The sequence below is a fragment of the Bradyrhizobium sp. 155 genome (genome assembly GCF_023101105.1).
Taxonomy (GTDB): Bacteria; Pseudomonadota; Alphaproteobacteria; order Rhizobiales; family Xanthobacteraceae; genus Bradyrhizobium; species Bradyrhizobium canariense_D.
The window spans coordinates 1-22181 of the sequence record NZ_CP064704.1 but is presented as its reverse complement, the minus strand read 5'-3'; the positions used below and the strand labels follow the sequence as shown (position 1 = coordinate 22181).

The following is a 22181-nucleotide window of genomic DNA, read 5'->3' as shown; positions in this document are numbered from 1 at the left end:
GCCTGTCGTGCCTGTATTTTAATCAGGCATGGTCAGGTATTGAGCGCGGCGTAATGGCGCACTGCACGGCACTACGCGTCAAACGCGAAAACACCCGTTTTCATAGTCCGTTAGGCAACACGCCCGATCTGGCACGGCATTTGATTCTAAGGGTCCTGGCTGTGCCCGCGTAGTGAACTTTCTCCCTCGTGGCGAACCAGTCGAGAAGCGCCCGGCCACGTCCGGACCGGGCCCAAGCGGGGATAGGACCCATGAAAATTGTTATGGCGATTATTAAGCCATTCAAGCTGGAAGAAGTCCGTGACGCCCTGACCGCCATCGGCGTTCACGGTCTCACGGTGACGGAAGTCAAGGGATATGGCCGCCAGAAGGGCCATACGGAAATCTATCGCGGCGCCGAATATGCCGTGAGCTTCCTGCCCAAGATCAAGATCGAGGTCGCTGTCGCCTCCGACCAGGTCGACAAGACCATCGACGCCATCACGACCGCCGCGAAAACCGGACAGATCGGCGACGGCAAGATCTTCGTCATCAATCTCGACCATGCGGTTCGCATCCGCACCGGCGAGGCCGATGCTGCGGCCCTTTGATTTCGCGCTCAATCAAAATTCAATCAGGAGTAAATGAAATGACGTTTAAGCGTCCCTATGGCGCGGGATTGGCGGCTCTCGCAGTCGGCCTGTTCGCTGCGACCGCAGCCTACGCCGAGCCAACGGTCAACAAGGGAGACAACGCCTGGATGCTGACATCGACAGTGCTCGTGCTGTTGATGACGATCCCCGGCCTCGCGCTGTTCTACGGCGGCCTCGTCCGTTCCAAGAACATGCTCTCCGTCCTGATGCAGGTGTTCTACACCGTCTGCGTCGTCACCGTGATCTGGGCCGTGTACGGCTACAGCCTCACCTTCACCGGCGGTTCCGACTTCATCGGCGGCTTCTCCAAGGCCTTCATGATGGGCGTCACCACCGACTCGAAGGCCGCGACCTTCTCGGTCGACGCCAACATCTCGGAGCTCATCTATATGTGCTTCCAGATGACCTTCGCGGCGATCACGCCCGCCCTCATCGTCGGCGCCTTCGCCGAACGCATGAAGTTCGCGGCGCTCGCGCTCTTCGTCCCGCTCTGGGTCACGCTGATCTACTTCCCGATCGCGCACATGGTCTGGTACTGGCCCGGCCCGGACATGATCCAGGACGCAGCCAAGGCTCTGGCTGCTGCGGCTGATGGCGCGGCGAAGACCGCAGCGCAGGCCAAGCTCGATGAGATCAACGCCGACGCAGGCTGGATCTTCAAGAAGGGCGCGATCGACTTTGCGGGCGGCACCGTGGTGCACATCAACGCCGGCATCGCAGGCCTCGTCGGCGCCCTGCTGATCGGCAAGCGCGTCGGCTACGGCAAGGAGCTGATGGCTCCGCACTCGCTGACGATGTCGATGATCGGCGCCTCGCTGCTCTGGGTCGGCTGGTTCGGCTTCAACGCCGGCTCCAACCTCGAAGCCAACGGCGGCGCAGCCCTCGCCATGACCAACTCCTTCGTCGCCACCGCAGCCGCCGCGCTGTCGTGGATGTTCGCGGAGTGGATCATCAAGGGTCACCCGTCGGTGCTCGGCGTCATCTCCGGCGCTGTCGCGGGCCTCGTGGCCGTCACGCCTGCCGCCGGCTTCTCCGGCGTGATGGGTGCGATCGTCCTCGGCCTCGTGGTCGGCGTGGTCTGCCTGTTCTTCTGCACCGTCGTGAAGAACGCGCTCGGCTACGACGACTCCCTCGATGTGTTCGGCGTGCACTGCGTCGGCGGCATCATCGGCGCCCTCGGCACCGGCATCCTCGTCAATCCGGCGCTGGGTGGTGCGGGCATCATCGACTACACCGCGATCCCGCCGAAGGTTGCCGATTACGACTTCGCGGCGCAGATGATCTCCCAGGTCTGGGGCGTCGGCACCACGCTGGTGTGGTCGGGCATCGGTTCGGCGATTCTCTACAAGGTCGTCGATGTGATCGTTGGCCTCCGCGCCAATGTCGAGAGCGAGCGTGAAGGCCTCGACATCACCGAGCACACAGAGCGCGCCTACAACATGTAAGTCTCCTCCCGGGCGCGGCCTCCTCGGAGGTCGCGCTCACAACTACGGTTTGGGGCACATACCCGGCAATGTCCCGACCGTTGAGGGGCTCCAGCGCAAGTTGGAGCCCCTTTCTTTTTGGTCCCGTGCCGCTGGGCCGTCATAAGTTAAATTGCATTGCTGCGAGCTTGCTGAATATCATGCTCCCCGTTTGGAGCAGGATTTCATGCGTCTGCCCTATTGCCTAGTCTGGTGTTTCCTGTTGCTCGCTTTGTCGAGCCTCGATGCCCGCGCGGACAAGCGCGTCGCGCTGGTGATTGGCAACGGCGCTTACCGAAACGTTCCCCCGCTCGCCAATCCGACCAACGATGCGGCCGATGTCGGCGCGGCCCTCAAGCGATCGGGGTTCGATCCTGTTGTCACGACCGACCTCGACCAGTCCGCCATGCAGGACACCATTCTTCGCTTCGCGCGTGAGGCCCGCGGCGCCGATGTCGCCCTGTTCTATTACAGTGGGCACGCGCTCCAGTTCGCCGGCGTCAACTATCTGGTGCCTGTCGATGCCGTCGTTCGCGACGAGGTCGATCTGCGCCGTCTGGTGCGCGCCGACGAGATCCTGGCGGATCTGCAGCAGGCCAAGAACCTGCGCATCCTCGTGCTCGACGCCTGCCGCGACAATCCATTTGCCGACGAGTTGCGGCGAAACGTCGGACAGGGCCGTGGCGTCACCGTCTCACGCGGCCTTGCCAAGATGGAAAGTCCCGAGGGCACCATCATTTCCTACGCGACACAGGCCGGCCGGACCGCCGACGACGGCAGCGGCCGCAACAGCCCCTACACCAGCGCGTTCCTGGAGCACATCGGCGACAAGGGCAACGTCAACACGGTATTTCAGACGATCAGCGCCGGCGTCTACCAGCGCTCCAAAGGCTCGCAAGTACCGGAGCTGTCGCTGTCGTTCTTCGGCGAGTTCTACCTGAACGGCAAGCCCGAGACGGCGGCGTTGTCGCCTGCGACGCCTCAGGTCGATCCCTGCGCGGAGGCCGGAGACCATTGGCGTAGCGCGGAAGCGCTGGGAACGCTCGCGGCATTCAAGGATCACCTCGCACGCTTCCCGGCCTGCGCGTTCGCAGATCTGGCGAAATCGCGCGTCGAGACCTTGGCGAAACCATCAGACACCGCCAAGCGCGTAACCGCATTCGATGGAACCTGGATCGCGAAGGAGACTTGCGAGAACAAGCCCCCATTTCCCGAGGCCTATTTCCAGTATGCCCTGCGCGTCAAGGATGGCGTGCTGCACACTCTCTCCGGGGAAGAGGGCAAGCCCGGTGCCACAATCTATGACGGGAAGATCGAAGCGGATGGCAGCGCGACTGTCACCGTCAACGGGCTGATTGGCGAGAAGGATCCGCTGCGCCGCACAGCCGGCGCGCCCTATCAGTACAAGCTCGCACTCGAGCTGAAAGGAACCACCGGCGCCGGCGTCCGCACCGATACCAGCCGACCGTGTCGGATGGAACTCTCCAAGCTGACGACACAGAGCCCCGCTGCAAGTCCGGGCCAACCTGATTCGAAGCGGGCGCCCAAGCGCGAGGACAAGACGGCCGTGCTGCCGCCAGATCAGGCCGGAGCAGGGCAACCGCGGCAGACCGGAAGCGGCATGAGCTGTTCGTTCATGCGAAGCAGGTGCGCCACGGCATGCGTCGGTATGGGTGGCCGCGCGGATTGCGCTTCAACCGCTTGTCCACGGCTGGAAGCCGAGTGCATGAGCAGCGGGTGCTGGCGCGGCCGGGGATTCAACGGCTGCGGACTTGCCAAGAGATAGATGCACGAACCGGCTGCAGGAGGTCTGTCTTGGTCCGTCCAGGCGAAAGAAAAAGATTGCCATTCCACACCGCCCGCGCAGAAATATCGACCACAAGAAACAACAATCGGGAGGTCGTCATGCGTTTGGAAGGCGGATGCTATTGCGGCGAAGTGCGCTATGTCGCCGAGGGCGACCCGATGATGCAGGCGCAGTGTCATTGCCGCGAGTGCCAGTACATCTCGGGCGGCGCGCCCAACACCTTCATCGCGATGCCGGCGGCTGGCTTCAGCTACATCACCGGGCAACCCAAGCAATTCGCGCGCAAGGACCTCGAACGCGCCGTCACGCGCGAATTCTGCGCTCAATGCGGGACCCATCTGGTGACCAAGGTTCCCGGCCTGCCGGCGGCGATCCTGAAGGTCGGCACGCTGGACGAACCTGCGCAGTTCCATCCGCAGATGGCGATCTACACCTGCGACAAGCAGGACTTCCACGCGATCCCCGCGGGCATGGCGACATTCGAGAAGCTGCCGGGGCATTAGGGCGCCTATCCGCCAAAGCCGTCATAAGCCGTCATGCCCGGGCTTGTCCCGGCATCCACGTTCTTGGACGCCGTCGGAAAGGCCGTGGGTGGCCGGGACAGGCCCGGCCATGACATCGCCAAGACGTCCACCCCCTCGCAATGGCATGACCAGCTCCGAGAGCCGCCCGTGGCCTCATTATTCCTGCTCTGGACCGAGGCGGCGACCGATGGTTAATCGCGTCTTAACCTCGCCCTATCTATGGTGAACTGAACCGCTTCCCGTCGGCGCCGTGCTGCGACCGGCTGTTCCAAGAGTGCTGGCGTCCAGAATGGCTATGACCGCTTCATCCCGTGCGCCGCAGGACAGTGGAAGCTCCGATAGCGAACGCTCTCCCTTCGTCCGGCTGAACGAGCTGCTGGCACCGCATCAGCCCGGCAAGCCTTTGATTTCGCTTGCCGTCGGCGAGCCGCAGCATCCGGTGCCTGATTTCGTCGGCCCGGTACTGGCCAAGCACATCGCCGATTTCGGCCGTTACCCCGCGAACAAGGGCACCGACCCGTTCCGCTTGGCCGCGGGCGCCTGGCTGTCGTCGCGTTTCAAGCTGCCGCGACCGCTCAATCCCGAGAGCGAGATTCTCGTCCTCAATGGCAGCCGAGAGGGGCTGTTCCTCGCCGCCATCGCGGCTGCGCGCTATGTCGGCCCGCGTCCCGGCAAGCCCGCGATCCTGATGCCGAACCCGTTCTATCCGGTCTATGGCGCCGGCGCCCGCGCCGCTGCTTGCGAGCCGGTCTACCTGCCGACCACCGCCGAGAACGGCTTCCTGCCCGATCTCGACGCCATCGACGAGGCGACGCTGGCGCGCACGGTGGCGTTCTATCTGGCCTCGCCCGCCAACCCGCAGGGATCGGTGGCCTCGCGCGATTATTTCATTCGCCTGAAGCAGCTCGCCGACCGCTACGGCTTCGTGATCCTCAGCGACGAGTGCTATTCGGAGATCTACACCCGCGAAGCGCCCGGCAGCGCGCTCGAATGCGCTGGCCCTGATTTCACCCGCGTGGTCGCGTTCCAGTCGCTGTCCAAGCGCTCGAACCTGCCGGGCCTGCGCGTCGGCTTCGCCGCCGGCGACAAAAAACTCATCGGCATGTTCCTCGAATTGCGCAACATCGCGGCGCCGCAGGTGCCGGTCCCGTTGCAGCATGTCGCGACCGTTGCTTACGGCGACGAGGCGCATGTCGAGGAGAACCGCAGGCTCTACCGCATCAAGTTCGATCTCGCCGACCAGATCATCGGCAATCGTTACGGCTATCGCCGGCCCGATGCCGGCTTCTGCGTCTGGCTCAACACGTCCGAAATCGGCGACGATGTGTCTGTGTGCCTGAAACTCTTCAAGGAAGCAGGCGTGCGCGTGGTGCCCGGCAGCTATCTGGCGCGGCTCCAGCCCGACGGCTTCAATCCCGGCGCAGGCTACATTCGCCTTGCGCTTGTGCAGGATGGCGAGACCACGGCGCAGGCGCTGCACCGCCTGGTCGAGACTCTGGGTTAGGCGGGGCCCATGAGCATGTCGACAATCGAACGTGTCATTCCCTTGGTCAGCCATCTGCCGCCCTCGATCCGCGAGGGGCTGGCGCGGCGCGTGCGCGAGCTCAGCGGTCTCGGCCTGATCGCATTGTCGGGCGCCGCCTCGGCGGCGCTGATGACCTGGTCAGTGCAGGATCCCAGCCTCAGCCACGCAACGTCGCGGCCGATCCGCAATATTCTCGGCTATGCCGGCGCGATCGGCGCCGACCTTGCGATGCAGATCCTCGGGCTCGGCGCGATCATGCTGGTCCTGACCGTCGCGGTCTGGGGCTGGCGCATGCTGACCCATCGCCCGTTCGACCGCGAGGCGCTGCGGCTCGGCTGCTGGATTCTCTGCACGGTGATCGCGGCGGGCTTCGTCAGCTGCTGGCCACATGGCGGCGCCTGGCCGCTGCCGACAGGCCTCGGCGGCGTGGTCGGCGATGCCCTGGTTCGCGCGCCCGCGGTGATCTTCGGACCGCCGGGCATGATCTATCGCATCGTGCTCGGCACGATCCTGTTCGCCGCGATGGCGGCGACCTTCCTGATCGCCTGCGGCCTCGGCGCACGCGAGCATGACGACGAACTCGCTGAGATCGAGGACGATGACAAGCCGCTCGACCTGGACGAGGAGAGCGATCGCGGTTCGGTATCGCTGGGCTGGCTGTTCCACGCCTTGATGAGCACGAAGGCACGACTGATCTGGTTGCTTGGCGCGGCCTACCGCTCGCTGGTCTCGAGCGGACCGAAGACCAAGGCCGTTGCCTTCAGCCGTCAGGAGCCGAAGCTCGGTGGCGGCCGCGCCGCGCCGCCGATCTCGCCGCAGTCCGAAGACGAGCACGACGAGGACGAGCACGAAGAAGACCACGAGGAGGAAGAGGAGGAGGAGCCCGCCGCGCGCGCGCCGCGCAAGAAGGCTGCTCCAAAGGCTGCTTCCAAGAAATCTTCCGACAAGTTCGAGCTTCCGTCCGTGTCGGTGCTGGCCGCGCCCAAGGCCGGCGATCGCCAGCCGCTCAGCAAGGCCGAGCTGGAAACCAATTCGCGCGCGCTCGAAGGCGTGCTGCAGGATTTCGGCGTTCGCGGCGAGATCGTGAAGGCCCATCCGGGTCCCGTGGTCACGCTGTACGAGCTGGAGCCGGCGCCGGGGATCAAATCGTCGCGCGTGATCGGACTTTCCGACGACATCGCCCGTTCGATGAGCGCGCTCTCGGCGCGCGTCGCCGTCGTGCCGGGCCGCAACGCCATCGGCATCGAGCTGCCGAACGCGCATCGCGAAAAGGTCTATCTGCGCGAGCTGCTGGTCGCCAAGGAGACTGTCGATTCGGTTGCGAAACTGCCGCTCTGCCTCGGCAAGACCATCGGCGGTGATCCCGTCATCATCGACCTCGCACGCACGCCGCACATGCTGATCGCCGGTACCACCGGCTCCGGCAAGTCGGTCGCCATCAACACCATGATCCTCAGCTTGGTCTATCGGCTGCGCCCGGACCAGTGCCGCCTGATCATGGTCGATCCGAAGATGCTCGAACTCTCCGTCTATGACGGCATTCCCCATCTGCTCACGCCCGTCGTGACCGACCCGAAGAAGGCGGTGGTCGCGCTGAAATGGGCCGTGCGCGAGATGGAAGAGCGCTACAAGAACATGGCCAAGCTCGGTGTGCGCAACATCGACGGTTACAACACGCGCTTGCTCGAATTGAAGGCCAAGGGCGAAGAGCCGACGCGCACGGTGCACACCGGCTTCGACAAGGAAACCGGCAAGGCGATCTACGAGGAAGAGAAGCTCTCGCTCGACCCGCTGCCCTACATCGTCATCATCGTCGACGAAATGGCCGACCTGATGATGGTTGCCGGCAAGGACATCGAAGGCGCGGTGCAGCGCCTCGCGCAGATGGCGCGCGCCGCCGGCCTGCACGTGATCCTCGCAACGCAGCGTCCATCGGTCGACGTCATCACCGGTACCATCAAGGCGAACTTCCCAACCCGCATCGCCTTCCAGGTGACGTCCAAGATCGACAGCCGCACGATTCTCGGCGAGATGGGTGCCGAGCAGCTGCTCGGCCAGGGCGACATGCTCTACATGGCCGGGGGCGGTCGCATCAGCCGCGTGCACGGACCTTTCGCGTCGGACGAGGAAGTCGAGAAGGTGGTGCGCCACCTCAAGACGCAGGGACAGCCGGAATATCTCGAAGCCGTCACGGCCGAAGAACCCAGCGAAGACGAGGACGGCGCGGTGTTCGACGCGTCCGCCATGGGCGCGGATGGCGGCGGCGATTTGTTCTCGCAGGCTGTTGCGATCGTCAAACGCGACCGTAAGGCCTCTACCAGCTATATCCAGCGCCGCCTGCAGATCGGCTATAACCGCGCCGCATCGCTGATGGAGCGCATGGAACTGGAGGGCATCGTCGGACCCGCCAACCACGCCGGCAAGCGCGAGATCCTGGTCGAGGAAGAAGACAGCCATATGTGAGGCGAGCCGCCTCAAACCATCATTCACGCAAAAACGTTATCTGCTTTTGGCCGAAATCACGCTAAAAGGGCGCCCAGCCACACAGGACGACGCGTTGATCAGACATCCGGACATTCGATTCGCTGCCATTGTCGCCGCGCGGAGCGCGCGCATGGCCGGCGTAATTCTCGTCACCGCCGCGATGGTGATCACGGCGTCGTTCGCGCAGACCGTTCCCGTGCCGAAGCCTGCACCGAAGGGCCGCGACGGCGGTCCGGCCGTTGGAGGGCCCGCGGTCACCGGCGCGACCCAGACGCCGCCCAATCCGGTGATTCCGGATCCACGCCGCAACGTGCCGAGCAGCATCTTCCAGACCTTCGATGCGAACCAGAAGGCCCAGGCCGCCAAGGTCAGCGCCTATTTGTCGTCATTGTCGACGCTGGTCGGGAATTTCGTCCAGGTCGGCCCCGACGGCAGCAAGACGCAAGGCGACTTCTACATCCAGAAGCCGGGCAAGGTGCGCTTCGAATATGACGCGCCGAGCCCGATCGACATCGTCGCCGACGGATCGTCGCTGGTGGTGCGCGACCGCAAGCTCGCGACGCAGGACGTCTATCCGCTGTCACAGACACCGCTGCGTTTCCTGCTGTCCGACCGCATCGACCTGATGAAGGACACCAACGTCGTCAACGTCTCGGCCGACGACGTCTTCGTCAGCGTCACCATCGAGGAGAAGCAGGCGCTGGTCGGCACCAGTCGCCTCTTGCTGATGTTCGGCGCCAAGGACGGCCAGTTGAAGCAGTGGACCGTCACCGACCCGCAGGGCTACGACACCACGATCGCGGTCTATAATCTGGATACGAGCAAGAAGCTCGATCCCGGCATGTTCAAGATCGATTTTACCAATTACGGCCCGTCGCCGGGCTGAGACTTACTCGCTGCTGCGATGATCGACATGCCCGGGCTTGTCCCGGGCATCCACGTTCTGGACCTACAATCTGGACCTACAAAAAGGCGTGGATGGCCGGGTCAAGCCCGGCCATGACGGATGGAGTTTGTTAGATCAATCTCATGCGTTTTTCCCTGACAACCTGGAACATCAATTCGGTGCGGCTGCGCATCGATCTGGTCGCAAAATTTCTCAAGAGCGCGCGGCCGGACGTGCTGTGTCTCCAGGAGACCAAGTGCATCGACGACGCTTTTCCGCTGAAGCGCTTCAAGCGGCTCGGCTACGAGCATGTCGCGTTGAACGGCCAGAAGGGTTATCACGGCGTCGCCATCGTCTCGAAGATTCCGTTCGAGTCGAAGGACATCCGCACCTTCTGCGACAAGGTGGATTCACGCCACATCTCGGTGTCGTTCGGTGAGAGGGCCGGGATCGCGAAACCCCTGGTGGTGCATAATTTCTACGTGCCCGCCGGCGGCGACATTCCCGATCCCGCGCTGAACGAGAAATTCGATCACAAGCTCCGCTTCCTCGACGAGATGAAGGCGTGCGAGCCGTTGCATCCGCGCGGCGAGGATCGCCACATCCTGGTCGGCGATCTCAACGTTGCCCCGCATGAGAATGACGTCTGGTCGCACAAGCAGCTTCTGAAAGTGGTGTCGCACACGCCCATCGAAACCGAGAAGCTGCAAGCCGCGCTCGCCGCCGGCGAATGGGTCGATGTCGCGCGCGATCGCATTCCGATGTCGGAAAAGGTCTACACGTGGTGGAGCTACCGCTCCGCCGATTGGACTGTCGGCGACCGCGGCCGCAGGCTCGACCACATCTGGGTCTCGCGCGCGCTGAAAGATGCGGTGAGTGATTTCAAGATTTTGCGCGATGCGCGGAGCTGGGAGCGTCCGTCGGATCATGTGCCGGTGACGGTGACGCTCGAGGTTTAATGTCGCTCTGGCGAAAGCCAGGCCCATTACACCAATCTTCGTTGTTGCGCGAGGACATCGGCAATCGCACCAAGCCAGAAACATTTGGGATGACGGGTCCTGGCCTTCGCCAGGACGACATCACGACGTCAGCTTCGCACCCGCCATCAATATATCGCTGGCGATCTGGCTGGAGCGCACCGCGAATTCGTCGCGCAGGCGGACGGCGGCGGCGGGGTCGCTTTCGAGCACACGCTGAAACAGGCTGCGCGCGACGCGGATGACGGAGGCGTGCTCGATCGCGATCGCGCTCGACGGCCGCTTCATCGGCACGATCAGCGCGAGCTCGCCGATCAACGCACCGGGACTTGCGATCATCTCCGCACCGGCGCCGTCGTCGACCCGGAAGGCGCCGCGCTGGACCACGAAGCCGGCATCGGCATCGTCGCCGAGATTGAACAAGACGTCGCCGCGGACGAAGTCACGCTGCTCGGAGCCGATCGCCAGCATGCGCAACGAAGCGTCTCCCAACAGGCGCAGTGTCGGGACACGCTCGAGAAGCGCTACATCATCGTCGATTGACATTCAGGTCCGGGGCTCAAGGGCACGCAATCTAAAACGATTCGCACGCCCCTGAAGCGTATCACGGCACCAGCTTGTAGCCACCGGCTTCCGTGACCAGGATTTCCGGGTTCGCGGCGTCCTTCTCGATCTTCTGGCGAAGCCGGTAAATGTGGGTTTCCAGCGTGTGGGTGGTGACGCCGGAATTGTAGCCCCAGACCTCCTGGAGCAGGGTCTCGCGCGAGACCGGCATCTGGCCGGCCCGGTAGAGGAAGCGGAGGATGGCGGTTTCCTTCTCCGTCAGCCGGACCTTGCGCGCATTGGCGGCGGTCAGCATCTTGGAGCCGGGCCGGAAAGAGTAGGGGCCGACCGAGAACACTGCGTCCTCGCTGGCTTCGTGCTGCCGGAGCTGGGCGCGGATGCGCGCCAGCAGTACGGCGAAGCGGAAGGGTTTTGCGACATAGTCGTTGGCGCCGGATTCCAGCCCCAAAATCGTGTCGGAATCGGTGTCATGCCCGGTGAGCATGATGATCGGAGCCTTGAACCCGCCCTTGCGTAAGGAACGGACCACTTCGCGGCCATCGGTGTCGGGCAGGCCAACATCCATCAGGACGAGATCGGGGGCATTGGCCTTCGCGGCGCTCGCGCCCTTGGCGCCGGTATCGACCGCGGAGGCTTCAAATTCTTCGTGCAGCGACAATTGCTCCACCAACGTATCGCGCAGATCGGTATCGTCATCCACGATCAGGATCTTGCGGGCATTGGCCATAGGGGGTCATCCTTTTGGGGTCCGGCGCGGCGCGCATCCATGCTGCACCCAGCCGAGAGGGAAGTTTAGGGGTCGCCGTTATTATTGTTGTTCGTCTTGAAGTAGTGGGCTGTTACCGATTCACAAGCCAGAACCACTCTAACCTAGAATAGCAGGCCGTTTTGATGAATGTCCTGTAATGAATTCGACATCGCACGTTCACATGAAAAATAAAGCTGCTTCAGCTAGTTACACCATGAACCGGAGCGCCGGGCCGCTCTCGGTGATCCGCGTTAAGCCTGCCGCCGGGAAGCCGCGCCGGGGCTGGCTGACCGCCGGAGCGCTGACGATTCCGGTGGCGCTCGGACGCGGCGGCATTCTGGCGAACAAGCGCGAGGGCGATGGCGGCACCCCGCGGGGCAGCTTCCGTCCGAGGCGATTGTGGTGGCGGGGCGACCGGCACAGCCGCCCGCAGACCTTCCTGCCGGCCCGGATCATCACCGGCGAGGACGCCTGGTGCGAGGATCCCAAGGACCGTCATTACAATCAGGGAATCCGCCTCCGCCAGGGGCAGGGCGGCGACCGGCTCAAGCGGGCCGACCATCTCTATGACTTCATCATCGAAATCGACCACAATACGAGGCCGCGGATCGCCGGCCGGGGCAGCGCGGTGTTCTTGCATCTGGCCCGCGACAATTTCGGCCCCACCGCAGGCTGCGTCTCGATGACCGAAGCGGCGATGCGACAATTGCTGCGGCGGCTTGGACCAAAAACAAAAATCATCATCGGATGAGGACACATGCTCGACAAGGATCAGATCGCCGCCGCTTCGCAGGTCCTGGTTAAACATTGGCGCGACGGCACCAAGCTTGACGCGCTGGAGCCAGAGTTGCGGCCTCAGAACCGCACCGAGGCTTACGCCGTGCAGGCTGCGCTCAGCGGGACTTTGTTCGGCTGGAAGATCGCGGCAACGAGCGAGTCCGGACAGAAGCACATCAATGTCGCGGGACCGTTGGCCGGTCGGATCATGAGCGACACCGTGATCGCCGATGGCGGCACCGCCTCGATGAAGGGCAACGCGATGCGCGTCGGCGAACCGGAGTTCGCTTTCGGCATGGGGCGCGATCTGCCGCCGCGCGCGGCGCCATATACTGTCGACGAGGTGCTCGCCGCCGTGGACAGCTTGCATCCCGCGATCGAGATTCCCGATTCGCGCTTTGCCGATTTCGCCAGCGCCGGCGAGGCGCAGCTCATCGCCGACAACGCCTGTGCGCATCTGTTCGTGCTGGGCGCAGCGACGAATGCGAACTGGCGTGCCATGGATCTCGTCGAAGAGCGGCCGCAGATCACGCTACGCGGCCAGCGCTATCTCGGCCACGGCAAGAACGTGCTCGGCGATCCCCGCATTGCCCTGGCCTGGCTGGCCAACGAGCTGCGTGGCCTCGGCATCATCTTGCGGGCAGGGGAGGTAGTGACCACGGGCACGTGCCATCCGCCGCTTCCGATCCAGGCGGGTGATCGGTTTGTCGCGGACTTTGGCGCGCTGGGGAAGGTGGCAGTGGGGTTTGAATAGGCCCCACATACACCACCGTCATTGCGAGCGCAGCGAAGCAATCCAGAATCTTTCCGCGGAGGGACTCTGGATTGCTTCGCTGTGCTCGCAATGACGAAATCGAGAGTTCGTATGGCGCTCTGCCGTCGCTAACGGCTCTCACCGGCGCCCGAAGATCGCACTGCCCACGCGCACATGGGTGGCGCCGAGCATGATCGCGGTCGCATAATCCGCGCTCATGCCCATCGAGAGCTTCTTCAATCCATTGCGCGCGGCGACCTTGGCGGTCAGCGCGAAATGCGCCGCCGGCGGCTCGTCTACCGGCGGGATGCACATCAACCCCGAGATCGTCAGCCCGTAGGTGTCGCGGCAGCTCGCGATGAAAGCATCGGCCTCGCCGGGCGCGATGCCCGCCTTCTGCGGCTCCTCACCGATATTGATCTGCACGAACAATTCCGGGTGCTTGTTCTGGGATTCGATTTCCTTGGCTAACGCCTGGCAAATGCTCGGGCGATCGACCGAATGGATGGCATCGAACAGCGCGACTGCCTCTTTCGCCTTGTTGGATTGCAGCGGGCCGATCAGATGCAGCGCGATATCGGGGTAAACAGAAGTTAACGCGGGCCACTTGCCTTTGGCCTCCTGCACGCGATTCTCCCCGAATACGCGCTGCCCGGCGCCGATGACCGGGGTAATTGCATCCGCGGCGAAAGTTTTCGACACCGCGATCAGCGTCACGGAGGCACGCTCGCGCCGCGCATCCTTGCAGGCGCGCGCGATTTCGGCTTCGACCGCGGCGAGCGCGTTTGGTGAATGGCCGGTTAGCGGCGCGGCGTTGGCTTCAGTCATGATGTCGCATCGGAGCTGGTTGTTGCGGAGCTAGTTCTAATTTTACCGAGTTCAAGAAAGAGTTTTTGAACCCCTCGCTTTACCTTAGCCGCGGGGTGGGCAGCGAAGATGTCAAACGTCAGTTTCAACCGCAAACGAGCGAAACTCAAGCAGGTTCTCGGAATCCGGGCGCGGCTTGCGTTGCTCGCGGTGATTCTGGTGACGCCTTTGATGTTCGAACGCATCCGATCGCTGGAAGACACGCGCACACGGCAGATCGCACAGGCCACAGCCGAATTCACCACCGTTGCAAGACACAGCGCCGATGCGCAGCGCGAGGTGATCTCGTCGGTCGAGACCATCCTGAAATCGGAAGCTTTCATCCGCGCCTCCGCCGGCGGCATCAGCAAGAGCTGTGACGTGCTGCGCGCGAGCCTGCCGTCGAACCTTCCCTGGATCCGCACGCTTCTGATCGCCGGCCAGGACGGGCGCATCCAGTGCGCCACCAACAACATGTATGTCGGCCTGGACCTCAGTGACCGGCCGTATTTCCAGCAGGCGCAGGAAACCGGCCGCTTCGTCCTGAGCGACTTCATCCTGTCGCGCCCGGTGCTGACACCGACCGTCATGGCGGTTTACCCGGTGTCCGCCTTCAGCGGCGTAGCGGATGCCGTCGTGCTCGCCACCGTCAACCTCGACTGGATGTCGAAGGTCATGAGCAATCTGGGGGGGCGCGCCGGCATCACGGCCGTGCTGGTCGACAGCACCGGCACCGTGCTGGCGGCACCGGCCGACCAGCATAGTGCGATCGGCCGTCCGCTCGACAACATGCCGCTGATGTCCGCGATCGCCGACAAGGCGCTGAGGTCTGACCAGGACGAAGGTTCACTCTCTTTCCTCGCTGCCGACGGCTCCCGCCGCGCGGTCAGCTATATCCGCATCGCCGGAACCAATGCCCGCCTGATCGCCAGCATCGACGAGGACAAGGTGTCCGCGGCCGTGAGCCGCGACATCCGCACCGCCTATCTCCAGCTCGGTTTCGTCGTCGTATTCGTGCTGCTCGGCGCGCTGATCGCAGCCGAGAAACTGGTGATCAAGCCGATCAGGATGCTCGCCGACATGGCCAAGCGTCTGGGCGAGGGCGATCTGTCGGCGCGTGCCGCGCGCAATCGCCTGCCGGCCGAGTTCGTGCCGCTCGCCCGCGCGTTCAACGCGATGGCCGCACAGCTCAGCCAGCGCGAACGCGAGCTGATGGCGAGCAATGACCGACTCACGGTGATGGCCTCGATCGACATGTTGTCGGGGCTTGCCAACCGCCGCGGCTTCCAGAGCCGCCTCGATTTCGAATGGATGCGCGCGCAGCAATATGGCAGCGACCTCGCGCTGTTGATGATCGACGTCGACCATTTCAAGCTGTTCAACGACACCTACGGCCATCTCGAAGGCGATTCTTGCCTGACCAGGCTCGGCGAATCGCTGTCCGGCATCGCCGCCGACACGATGGGCTTCGCGGCCCGCTACGGCGGCGAGGAATTCTGCCTGTTGCTGCCGAACACCGACGTGGCGCGCGCCGTCGAAATTGGCGAACAGGCGCGTGCGGCCGTGCTGAAGCTGGGCCTGCCGCACATCACCTCCGACCACATGATCGTCACCGTCTCGATCGGCGTTGCCGCGACCAAGCCCAACGAGAGCTTGCGTCCGGGCGATTTGATCGAAGCCGCCGACGCCGCGCTCTACGCCGCCAAGCACCGCGGTCGCAACAACGTCGTCGAGCATGGCATCACGGTGATCGACAACGGCGCGGCGGAAATGATGATGGCGGGCTGAGGGCTAACCCGCAGCCCGGACGCGATCGACCTCGCTCTCGGTGACCAGGCCCGGCGAGCCGAACAGGACTCTCCGTATTTTTGCGGAGCAGCCTTGCGGCGCCGCGCCGCCAGCGGCAACCCATTGACCCCCCGAGGACTTCTATGGCCTAGTCCGCCGTCTTTAGACGGCCAGATCCACGAAAACCCAACGATTCCATGACCTCCGAACGCTACAACGCCCGCGACGCCGAACCGCGCTGGCAAGCCGCCTGGGACCAACAGGCGATCTTCGTCTCCAAAAACGACGATCCGCGGCCGAAATACTATGTGCTTGAGATGTTCCCCTACCCGTCGGGGCGCATCCATATCGGCCATGTCCGCAATTACACGCTTGGCGACGTACTGGCCCGCTTCATGCGAGCCAAGGGTTTCAACGTGCTGCACCCGATGGGCTGGGACGCTTTCGGCCTGCCGGCCGAGAACGCCGCGATCGAGCGCAAGGTCGCACCGAAGGCCTGGACCTACGCCAACATCGCCGCGATGAAGAAGCAGCTCCGTTCGATCGGACTGTCGCTGGACTGGAGCCGCGAGATCGCGACCTGCGATCCCTCCTATTACAAGCACCAGCAGAAGATGTTTCTGGACTTCCTGCGCGAAGGCCTCGCCGAGCGCGAGAAGCGCAAGGTGAACTGGGACCCCGTCGACATGACCGTGCTCGCCAACGAGCAGGTGATCGACGGGAAGGGCTGGCGTTCGGGTGCCGTTGTCGAGCAACGGGAAATGAACCAGTGGGTCTTCAAGATCACGAAGTACTCGCAGGAGCTGCTGTCTGCACTGGATACGCTGGACCGCTGGCCCGACAAGGTGCGGCTGATGCAGCGCAACTGGATCGGCCGGTCCGAGGGCCTGCTGATCCGCTTCGCGCTCGACGCGACGACGACGCCGGCCGGCGAGAGCGAGCTGAAGATTTTTACGACACGCCCCGACACGCTGTTCGGCGCGAAGTTCATGGCGATCTCGGCCGATCATCCGTTGGCGCAGGCAGCCGCGGCTAAGAATCCGAAGCTTGCCGAGTTCATCGGCGAGATCAAGCGGATGGGCACGGCGCAGGAGATCATCGACACCGCCGAGAAGCAGGGATTCGATACCGGCATCCGCGCGGTCCACCCGTTCGATCCGAGCTGGAAGCTGCCGGTCTATGTCGCCAACTTCGTGCTGATGGAATACGGCACCGGCGCCATTTTCGGCTGTCCCGCACACGACCAGCGCGACCTCGACTTCGTCAACAAGTACGCTCTCGGCAACACGCCGGTGGTGTGCCCCGAGGGCCAGGATCCGAAATCATTCGTCATCACCGATACCGCCTATGACGGTGACGGCCGCATGATCAATTCGCGTTTCCTTGACGGCATGACCATCGATCAGGCCAAGGACGAGGTGGCGAAGCGTCTCGAGAGCGAGCTGCGCGGCAACGCGCCGGTCGGCGAGCGCCAGGTCAATTTCCGCCTGCGCGACTGGGGCATTTCGCGCCAGCGCTATTGGGGCTGCCCGATCCCCGTCATCCATTGCCCGAAATGCGACGTCGTGCCGGTGCCGGATGCCGATCTGCCCGTCGAACTGCCGGACGATGCGACCTTCGACAAGCCGGGCAACGCGCTCGATCATCATCCGACCTGGAAGCACGTCACCTGTCCGCAATGCGGCGGCAAGGCTAGCCGCGAAACTGACACCATGGACACCTTCGTCGATTCGTCCTGGTACTTTGCGCGTTTCACCGATCCCTGGAACGAGAACGCTCCGACGACGCCAGAGGTCGCCAACCGGATGCTGCCGGTCGACCAGTATATCGGCGGCGTCGAGCACGCGATCCTGCATCTGCTCTACAGCCGCTTCTTCACCCGCGCGATGAAGGCGACCGGGCACATCGCCCTGGACGAGCCGTTCGCGGGCATGTTCACGCAGGGCATGGTAGTGCACGAGACCTACCAGAAGGCCGACGGCACCTACGTCCAGCCGGTCGAGGTGAAGGTCGAGACCGGCGCCAACGGCCGCCGCGCCACGCTGCTAACGTCAGGCGAAGACATCCAGATCGGCCCGATCGAGAAGATGTCGAAGTCGAAGAAGAACACGGTCGATCCCGACGACATCATCGAGACCTATGGCGCCGACGTCGCCCGCTGGTTCATGCTGTCGGACTCCCCGCCCGAGCGCGACGTGATCTGGAGCGACGAGCGCGTCCAGGGCGCCTCGCGCTTCGTGCAGCGGCTGTGGCGGCTGGTGAACGATTCTGTGGAACCCGGCAAGGGCGCGCCGACGGCCCGGCCGGCCAGCTTCGGCCCGGACGCCACCGCCTTGCGCAAGGCTGCCCATGGCGCGCTGGACAAGGTCACCACCGGAATCGAGCGACTGCACTTCAACGTCTGCCTCGCCCATATCCGCGAATTCACCAATGCGTTTGCGGAGATCTTGCAACGTCCCGGCCAGCCGGCTCCAGATTTGGCCTGGGCGATCCGGGAGGCCAGCCAGATCCTGGTCCAGCTGTTCTCCCCGATGATGCCGCATTTGGCCGAGGAGTGTTGGCAGGTTCTGGGCCATAGCGGGCTGGTTTCCGAGGCCAATTGGCCCCAAATCGAACGCGATTTGCTGGTTGAAGACAGTGTGACCCTGGTGGTCCAGGTCAACGGTAAGAAGCGGGGCGAGGTCACAGTTGCAACAGCGGCCGAGAATCCGGAAATCGAGGCTGCCGTTTTGGCCCTCGATGCGGTAAAACTGGCCTTGGATGGCAAACCCGTCCGCAAGGTGATTATCGTCCCCAAGAGGATCGTGAATGTTGTCGGCTAGGATCCGCATCGCAGCCCGCTTGCTGGCGGTCGCCGCACTGGCGGCCATGACGGCCGGCTGCTTCCACCCGATGTATGCCGAGCACACCGACGGCACCCCCGGTCTGCGCGAGAAGCTGATGGGGGTCGATCTACCCCCGATCGCCAAAGCCAATGCCTCACGCGAGGCCCGGGTCGGCGTCGAGGTCCGCAACGCGCTGGCCTTCAAGCTCTATGGCAGCGCCACTGGCATGCCGCCAACCCACCGCCTCGAGATCCGCTTCGCAAGCAGCAAGACGTCGCTGATCGTCGATCCCAACACCGGCCTGCCCAGCAGCGAAAACTACGGCCTCGACGCCCAGTACAATCTGATCGAGGTCGTCAGCGGCAAGTCGGTGATGACAGGCACCACGTTCTCCCGCGTGTCCTACGACATGCCCGGCTCCTATCAGCGTTTCAGCCGCAACCGCGCGGTACGTGATGCCGAGGATCGTGCTGCCAACGAGATCGCCGAGAACATCACGACTCGACTCGCCTCGTTCTTCACCGCGGGCACTTAATTCATCCCGTCACCCCGGTTCGCCCGGAATGACGAGTCCCAGGCAACATGGTCGCGCTGCGCGGAAAAGAGATCGACGCCTTTCTCGCCCGCCCCGATGCGGGCCGTCCGATCATCCTGCTCTATGGTCCCGACGCCGGCCTGGTCCGCGAACGCGCGGATGCGCTGATCGCCTCGTCCGTCGACGATCCCAATGATCCCTTCTCGCTGGTCAAGGTCGATGGCGACGAGCTCTCCGCCGAGCCGTCGCGCCTCGTCGACGAGGCCATGACGGTGCCGCTGTTCGGCGGCCGCCGCGCCATCCGCGTGCGCGCCGGCTCGCGCAGCTTTGCCAGTGCTATCGACACGCTGGCGGAAATGGGCGTCAGGGATTGCCGCATCGTGATCGAGGCCGGCGAGCTGCGTCCGGAATCGCCACTGCGCAAGGCCTGCGAACGCGCCAAGACGGCCGTCGCGATCGCCTGCTATCCCGATACCGAGCGCGATCTCGCCAAGCTCATGGAAGACGAGCTCCGCATCGCCAATTTGCGCATCGCGCAAGATGCCCGCGCGGCGCTGATGTCGTTCCTCGGCGGCGATCGCCAGGCCTCCCGCAACGAGCTGCGCAAGCTCACGCTCTATGCCCATGGCAAGGGCGAGATCACGCTGGATGACGTGATGGCTGTCGTCGCCGATGCGTCGGAACTGAAACTCGATCCGATCGTCGATGGCGCCTTCGCCGGCCGGCCCGAGATCGTCGAGAACGAGTTTGCCAAAGCCATGATCGCCGGCACCTACCCCGGCGTGATCATCTCCGCGGCGCAGCGTCAGGCGGCGTGGCTGCACAAATCGGCGCTCGCAATCGCCGACGGCACGCCCGCATCCGCGGTGCTCGACAGCGGCTATCCGCGCCTGCATTTTTCGCGGAAGCCCGCGGTCGAAACCGCATTGCGCAATTTCAGCGTGGCGCGGCTCGCCGTCATCATCGAGCAGCTCGCGACCGCCGCGCTCGATACCCGCAAGCAATCCACCCTCGCCGCCGCCATCGCCCAGCGCACGCTGATGGCGATCGCCGCAAACGCGAAGCGGCGGAGCTGAGCTTCCCGCACTGTCCCCTCGTCATTGCGAGGAGCCCTTGCGACGAAGCAATCCAGAATCTCTCCGCGGAAAGATTCTGGATGGCTTCGCTGCGCTCGCAATGACGTGTGGATCGGCATGAGGTCCTGGCTTTCGCCAGGACGACACCAAGCGGCTACAGCGCGCCCTTCGCCAGCCGCCGCATCACCTCGTCGAGCTGATCGAGGTTGCGGTAGTTGATCTGGACCGAGCCGCCGGGGTCGCGGTGGCTCACCGTGACCTTGAGCCCGAGCGCGTCGCTGACGCGCTTTTCGAGGTCGACCGTGTCAGGGTCCTTTTCCTTCGCCCCCGTGCGCGCCTTCTGCGGCTTGCGCTCCGGCACGCCCTCTTCATGCGCCAACGCCTCGGCCTGGCGGACGTTGAGGCCCTCCTCGACGATGCGCTTGGCGGCAGCGAGCGGATCAGGCACGCCGATCAGCGCGCGGGCATGACCCGCGGTCAGCTCGCCGGTCGTGATCAGGGTTTGCACCTCGGCGGGAAGCTTCGTCAGCCGCATCATGTTGGCGATGTGGCTGCGGCTCTTGCCGACGACTTTGGCGATGTCGTCCTGGCTGCGTTTGAACTCGTTGGCGAGCGCGTGATACCCAAGCGCCTCTTCCATCGGGTTGAGGTCTTCGCGTTGCACGTTCTCGACGATCGCGAACTCCAGCGCATCGCTGTCGCTGATGTCGACGGGGACGATCGGCACTTCGTGCAGGCCGGCCATTTGCGAGGCGCGCCAGCGCCGTTCGCCGGCGATGATCTCGAAGCGGTCCTGCGCACCCTTCACCGGGCGCACCACGATCGGCTGGATCACGCCATGCTGCCTGATCGAATCGCTGAGCTCCCTGAGCTCGCTCTCCGAAAAGGTGCGGCGCGGGTTGCGCGGATTGGGCTTGATGAACTCGATCGGCACCTTGCGTTGCGCGCGCGGCCGATCGACATGCTGAGCCTCGCCGCCGACGTCACCGATCAGACTCGCAAGACCCCGGCCCAGTCGCGAACGCGCTTCGTCGGCCATCGCCAGCTCCCTTGGATTCACGCTGCACTCCAGAACTGAATTGTCGAAACTCGTAACTCGTAGCATCAACGCCGCTTCAATGCGTCGTCCGCAGCTCGCGCTCGCGCTGGATCACTTCGGTGGCGAGCCGCAGATAAGCTTCGCTGCCGACGCATTTGAGATCGTAGACGAGCACCGGCTTGCCGTAGGACGGCGCCTCCGAGATGCGCACGTTGCGCGGGATCATGGTCTTGTAGACCTTCTCGCCCATGAACTGCCGGACGTCGGCAACGACCTGGTTCGAGAGATTGTTGCGCGAGTCGAACATGGTCAGCACGATGCCGTGGATCGACAGGCTCGGATTGAGCGTCGAGCGCACCTGCTCCACCGTCTGCAGCAATTGCGACAGACCTTCGAGCGCGAAGAACTCGCACTGGAGCGGCACCAGGATTGCGTCGGAAGCCGCCATCGCGTTCACGGTGATCAAGTTGAGCGAGGGCGGACAGTCGATCAGCACGTAAGTGTAATCGGCGTCGGGCGAGACGTTGTTGTTGAGCGCGCTGATCGCATCGCGCAGCTTGTACGCACGACCCGGCGTGGTGCCGAGCTCGAGCTCAAGGCCGGAGAGATCCATGGTCGAGGGCGCGATATGCAGCCGCGGCACTGCCGTCGACACCACCGCTTCCCGCAGGCTCGCCTCGCCGATCAGAACGTCATAGGTCGAGCAGGAGCGGTTGCGGCGATCGATGCCGAGTCCGGTCGAGGCATTGCCCTGCGGATCGAGATCGACGATCAGGACGCGCTCGCCGATCGCAGCGAGCGCCGTGCCGAGATTGATCGCCGTGGTTGTTTTTCCCACGCCGCCCTTCTGATTCGCCAGCGCCAGGATGCGCGGATGGCCCTGCGGGACGGCGGCGGTCTGTTCTTGCTGCGGTTCGTCAATCACGCTCAT

The 22181-nt window shown here is 64.0% G+C and carries 19 protein-coding genes; 14 read left to right on the top strand and 5 right to left on the bottom strand.

The annotated features are described in order from the left end of the window. Window positions 1-251 precede the first annotated feature (251 nt). The 8 genes from IVA93_RS00095 (at window position 252) to xth (ending at window position 10280) form a co-directional block, all read left to right on the top strand. Window positions 252-590: a P-II family nitrogen regulator gene (locus tag IVA93_RS00095; protein WP_007598642.1), complete on the top strand. Its 339-nt coding sequence runs from the start codon at window positions 252-254 to the stop codon at window positions 588-590. A gap of 38 nt (window positions 591-628) precedes the next feature. After that, window positions 629-2077, top strand: coding sequence for an ammonium transporter (locus tag IVA93_RS00090; RefSeq protein ID WP_018459661.1), 1449 nt, complete (start codon window positions 629-631; stop codon window positions 2075-2077). 205 nt (window positions 2078-2282) lie between these two features. Next, complete coding sequence (locus IVA93_RS00085) at window positions 2283-3881, top strand: caspase family protein (protein WP_039801002.1); 1599 nt, start codon at window positions 2283-2285, stop codon at window positions 3879-3881. 119 nt (window positions 3882-4000) lie between these two features. Next, the gene (locus IVA93_RS00080; RefSeq protein ID WP_018459659.1) at window positions 4001-4405 is read left to right on the top strand and encodes a GFA family protein; all 405 of its coding nucleotides are present in this window, start codon (window positions 4001-4003) and stop codon (window positions 4403-4405) included. A 310-nt stretch (window positions 4406-4715) separates the two neighbouring features. Then, a complete protein-coding gene (locus tag IVA93_RS00075) occupies window positions 4716-5930 on the top strand; it encodes an aminotransferase class I/II-fold pyridoxal phosphate-dependent enzyme (RefSeq protein ID WP_026233857.1) in 1215 nt (404 codons plus the stop codon). Window positions 5931-5939: 9 nt separating this feature from the next. Further along, the gene (locus IVA93_RS00070) at window positions 5940-8414 is read left to right on the top strand and encodes a DNA translocase FtsK (protein ID WP_026233856.1); all 2475 of its coding nucleotides are present in this window, start codon (window positions 5940-5942) and stop codon (window positions 8412-8414) included. Window positions 8415-8565: 151 nt separating this feature from the next. Then, window positions 8566-9321 (top strand): outer membrane lipoprotein carrier protein LolA, encoded by a 756-nt coding sequence (locus IVA93_RS00065; protein ID WP_018459655.1) that lies wholly within the window; start codon window positions 8566-8568, stop codon window positions 9319-9321. Window positions 9322-9464: 143 nt separating this feature from the next. Next, window positions 9465-10280 carry an exodeoxyribonuclease III gene (gene xth / locus IVA93_RS00060; protein ID WP_018459654.1) on the top strand — a complete coding sequence of 272 codons (816 nt, stop codon included), beginning with the start codon at window positions 9465-9467 and terminating at the stop codon, window positions 10278-10280. Between the two features lie 120 nt (window positions 10281-10400). Here xth and IVA93_RS00055 read toward each other — a convergent pair whose 3' ends face one another. Continuing rightward, the gene (locus IVA93_RS00055; RefSeq protein ID WP_007598631.1) at window positions 10401-10844 is read right to left on the bottom strand and encodes a cyclic nucleotide-binding domain-containing protein; all 444 of its coding nucleotides are present in this window, start codon (window positions 10842-10844) and stop codon (window positions 10401-10403) included. 58 nt (window positions 10845-10902) lie between these two features. Next, window positions 10903-11589 (bottom strand): response regulator transcription factor, encoded by a 687-nt coding sequence (locus IVA93_RS00050; protein WP_007598630.1) that lies wholly within the window; start codon window positions 11587-11589, stop codon window positions 10903-10905. A gap of 202 nt (window positions 11590-11791) precedes the next feature. Between IVA93_RS00050 and IVA93_RS00045 the strand changes: the two genes are divergently transcribed. Beyond that, window positions 11792-12361 carry a L,D-transpeptidase family protein gene (locus IVA93_RS00045; RefSeq protein WP_026233855.1) on the top strand — a complete coding sequence of 190 codons (570 nt, stop codon included), beginning with the start codon at window positions 11792-11794 and terminating at the stop codon, window positions 12359-12361. 6 nt (window positions 12362-12367) lie between these two features. Then, on the top strand, window positions 12368-13141 hold the full coding sequence (locus IVA93_RS00040) for a 2-keto-4-pentenoate hydratase (RefSeq protein ID WP_018459652.1): 774 nt from the start codon (window positions 12368-12370) through the stop codon (window positions 13139-13141). A gap of 138 nt (window positions 13142-13279) precedes the next feature. On the opposite strand, the gene IVA93_RS00035 is transcribed toward IVA93_RS00040, so the two are convergent. Then, the gene (locus IVA93_RS00035) at window positions 13280-13969 is read right to left on the bottom strand and encodes a YggS family pyridoxal phosphate-dependent enzyme (RefSeq protein ID WP_018459651.1); all 690 of its coding nucleotides are present in this window, start codon (window positions 13967-13969) and stop codon (window positions 13280-13282) included. 108 nt (window positions 13970-14077) lie between these two features. Between IVA93_RS00035 and IVA93_RS00030 the strand changes: the two genes are divergently transcribed. The 4 genes from IVA93_RS00030 to holA all read left to right on the top strand — a co-directional run bounded on the left by IVA93_RS00030 (window position 14078) and on the right by holA (window position 20211). Further along, on the top strand, window positions 14078-15775 hold the full coding sequence (locus tag IVA93_RS00030) for a diguanylate cyclase domain-containing protein (protein WP_018459650.1): 1698 nt from the start codon (window positions 14078-14080) through the stop codon (window positions 15773-15775). Between the two features lie 197 nt (window positions 15776-15972). Next, on the top strand, window positions 15973-18597 hold the full coding sequence (gene leuS, locus IVA93_RS00025; protein WP_018459649.1) for a leucine--tRNA ligase: 2625 nt from the start codon (window positions 15973-15975) through the stop codon (window positions 18595-18597). Continuing rightward, window positions 18584-19135 (top strand): LPS assembly lipoprotein LptE, encoded by a 552-nt coding sequence (gene lptE, locus IVA93_RS00020; RefSeq protein WP_018459648.1) that lies wholly within the window; start codon window positions 18584-18586, stop codon window positions 19133-19135. The genes leuS and lptE overlap by 14 nt, the downstream gene beginning before the upstream one ends. 47 nt (window positions 19136-19182) lie before the next feature. Beyond that, window positions 19183-20211 carry a DNA polymerase III subunit delta gene (gene holA, locus IVA93_RS00015; protein WP_018459647.1) on the top strand — a complete coding sequence of 343 codons (1029 nt, stop codon included), beginning with the start codon at window positions 19183-19185 and terminating at the stop codon, window positions 20209-20211. Between the two features lie 154 nt (window positions 20212-20365). Here holA and IVA93_RS00010 read toward each other — a convergent pair whose 3' ends face one another. Both IVA93_RS00010 and IVA93_RS00005 read right to left on the bottom strand, forming a co-directional pair. Then, window positions 20366-21250 carry a ParB/RepB/Spo0J family partition protein gene (locus tag IVA93_RS00010; protein ID WP_018459646.1) on the bottom strand — a complete coding sequence of 295 codons (885 nt, stop codon included), beginning with the start codon at window positions 21248-21250 and terminating at the stop codon, window positions 20366-20368. Between the two features lie 76 nt (window positions 21251-21326). After that, window positions 21327-22181 (bottom strand): ParA family protein, encoded by an 855-nt coding sequence (locus tag IVA93_RS00005; protein WP_018459645.1) that lies wholly within the window; start codon window positions 22179-22181, stop codon window positions 21327-21329.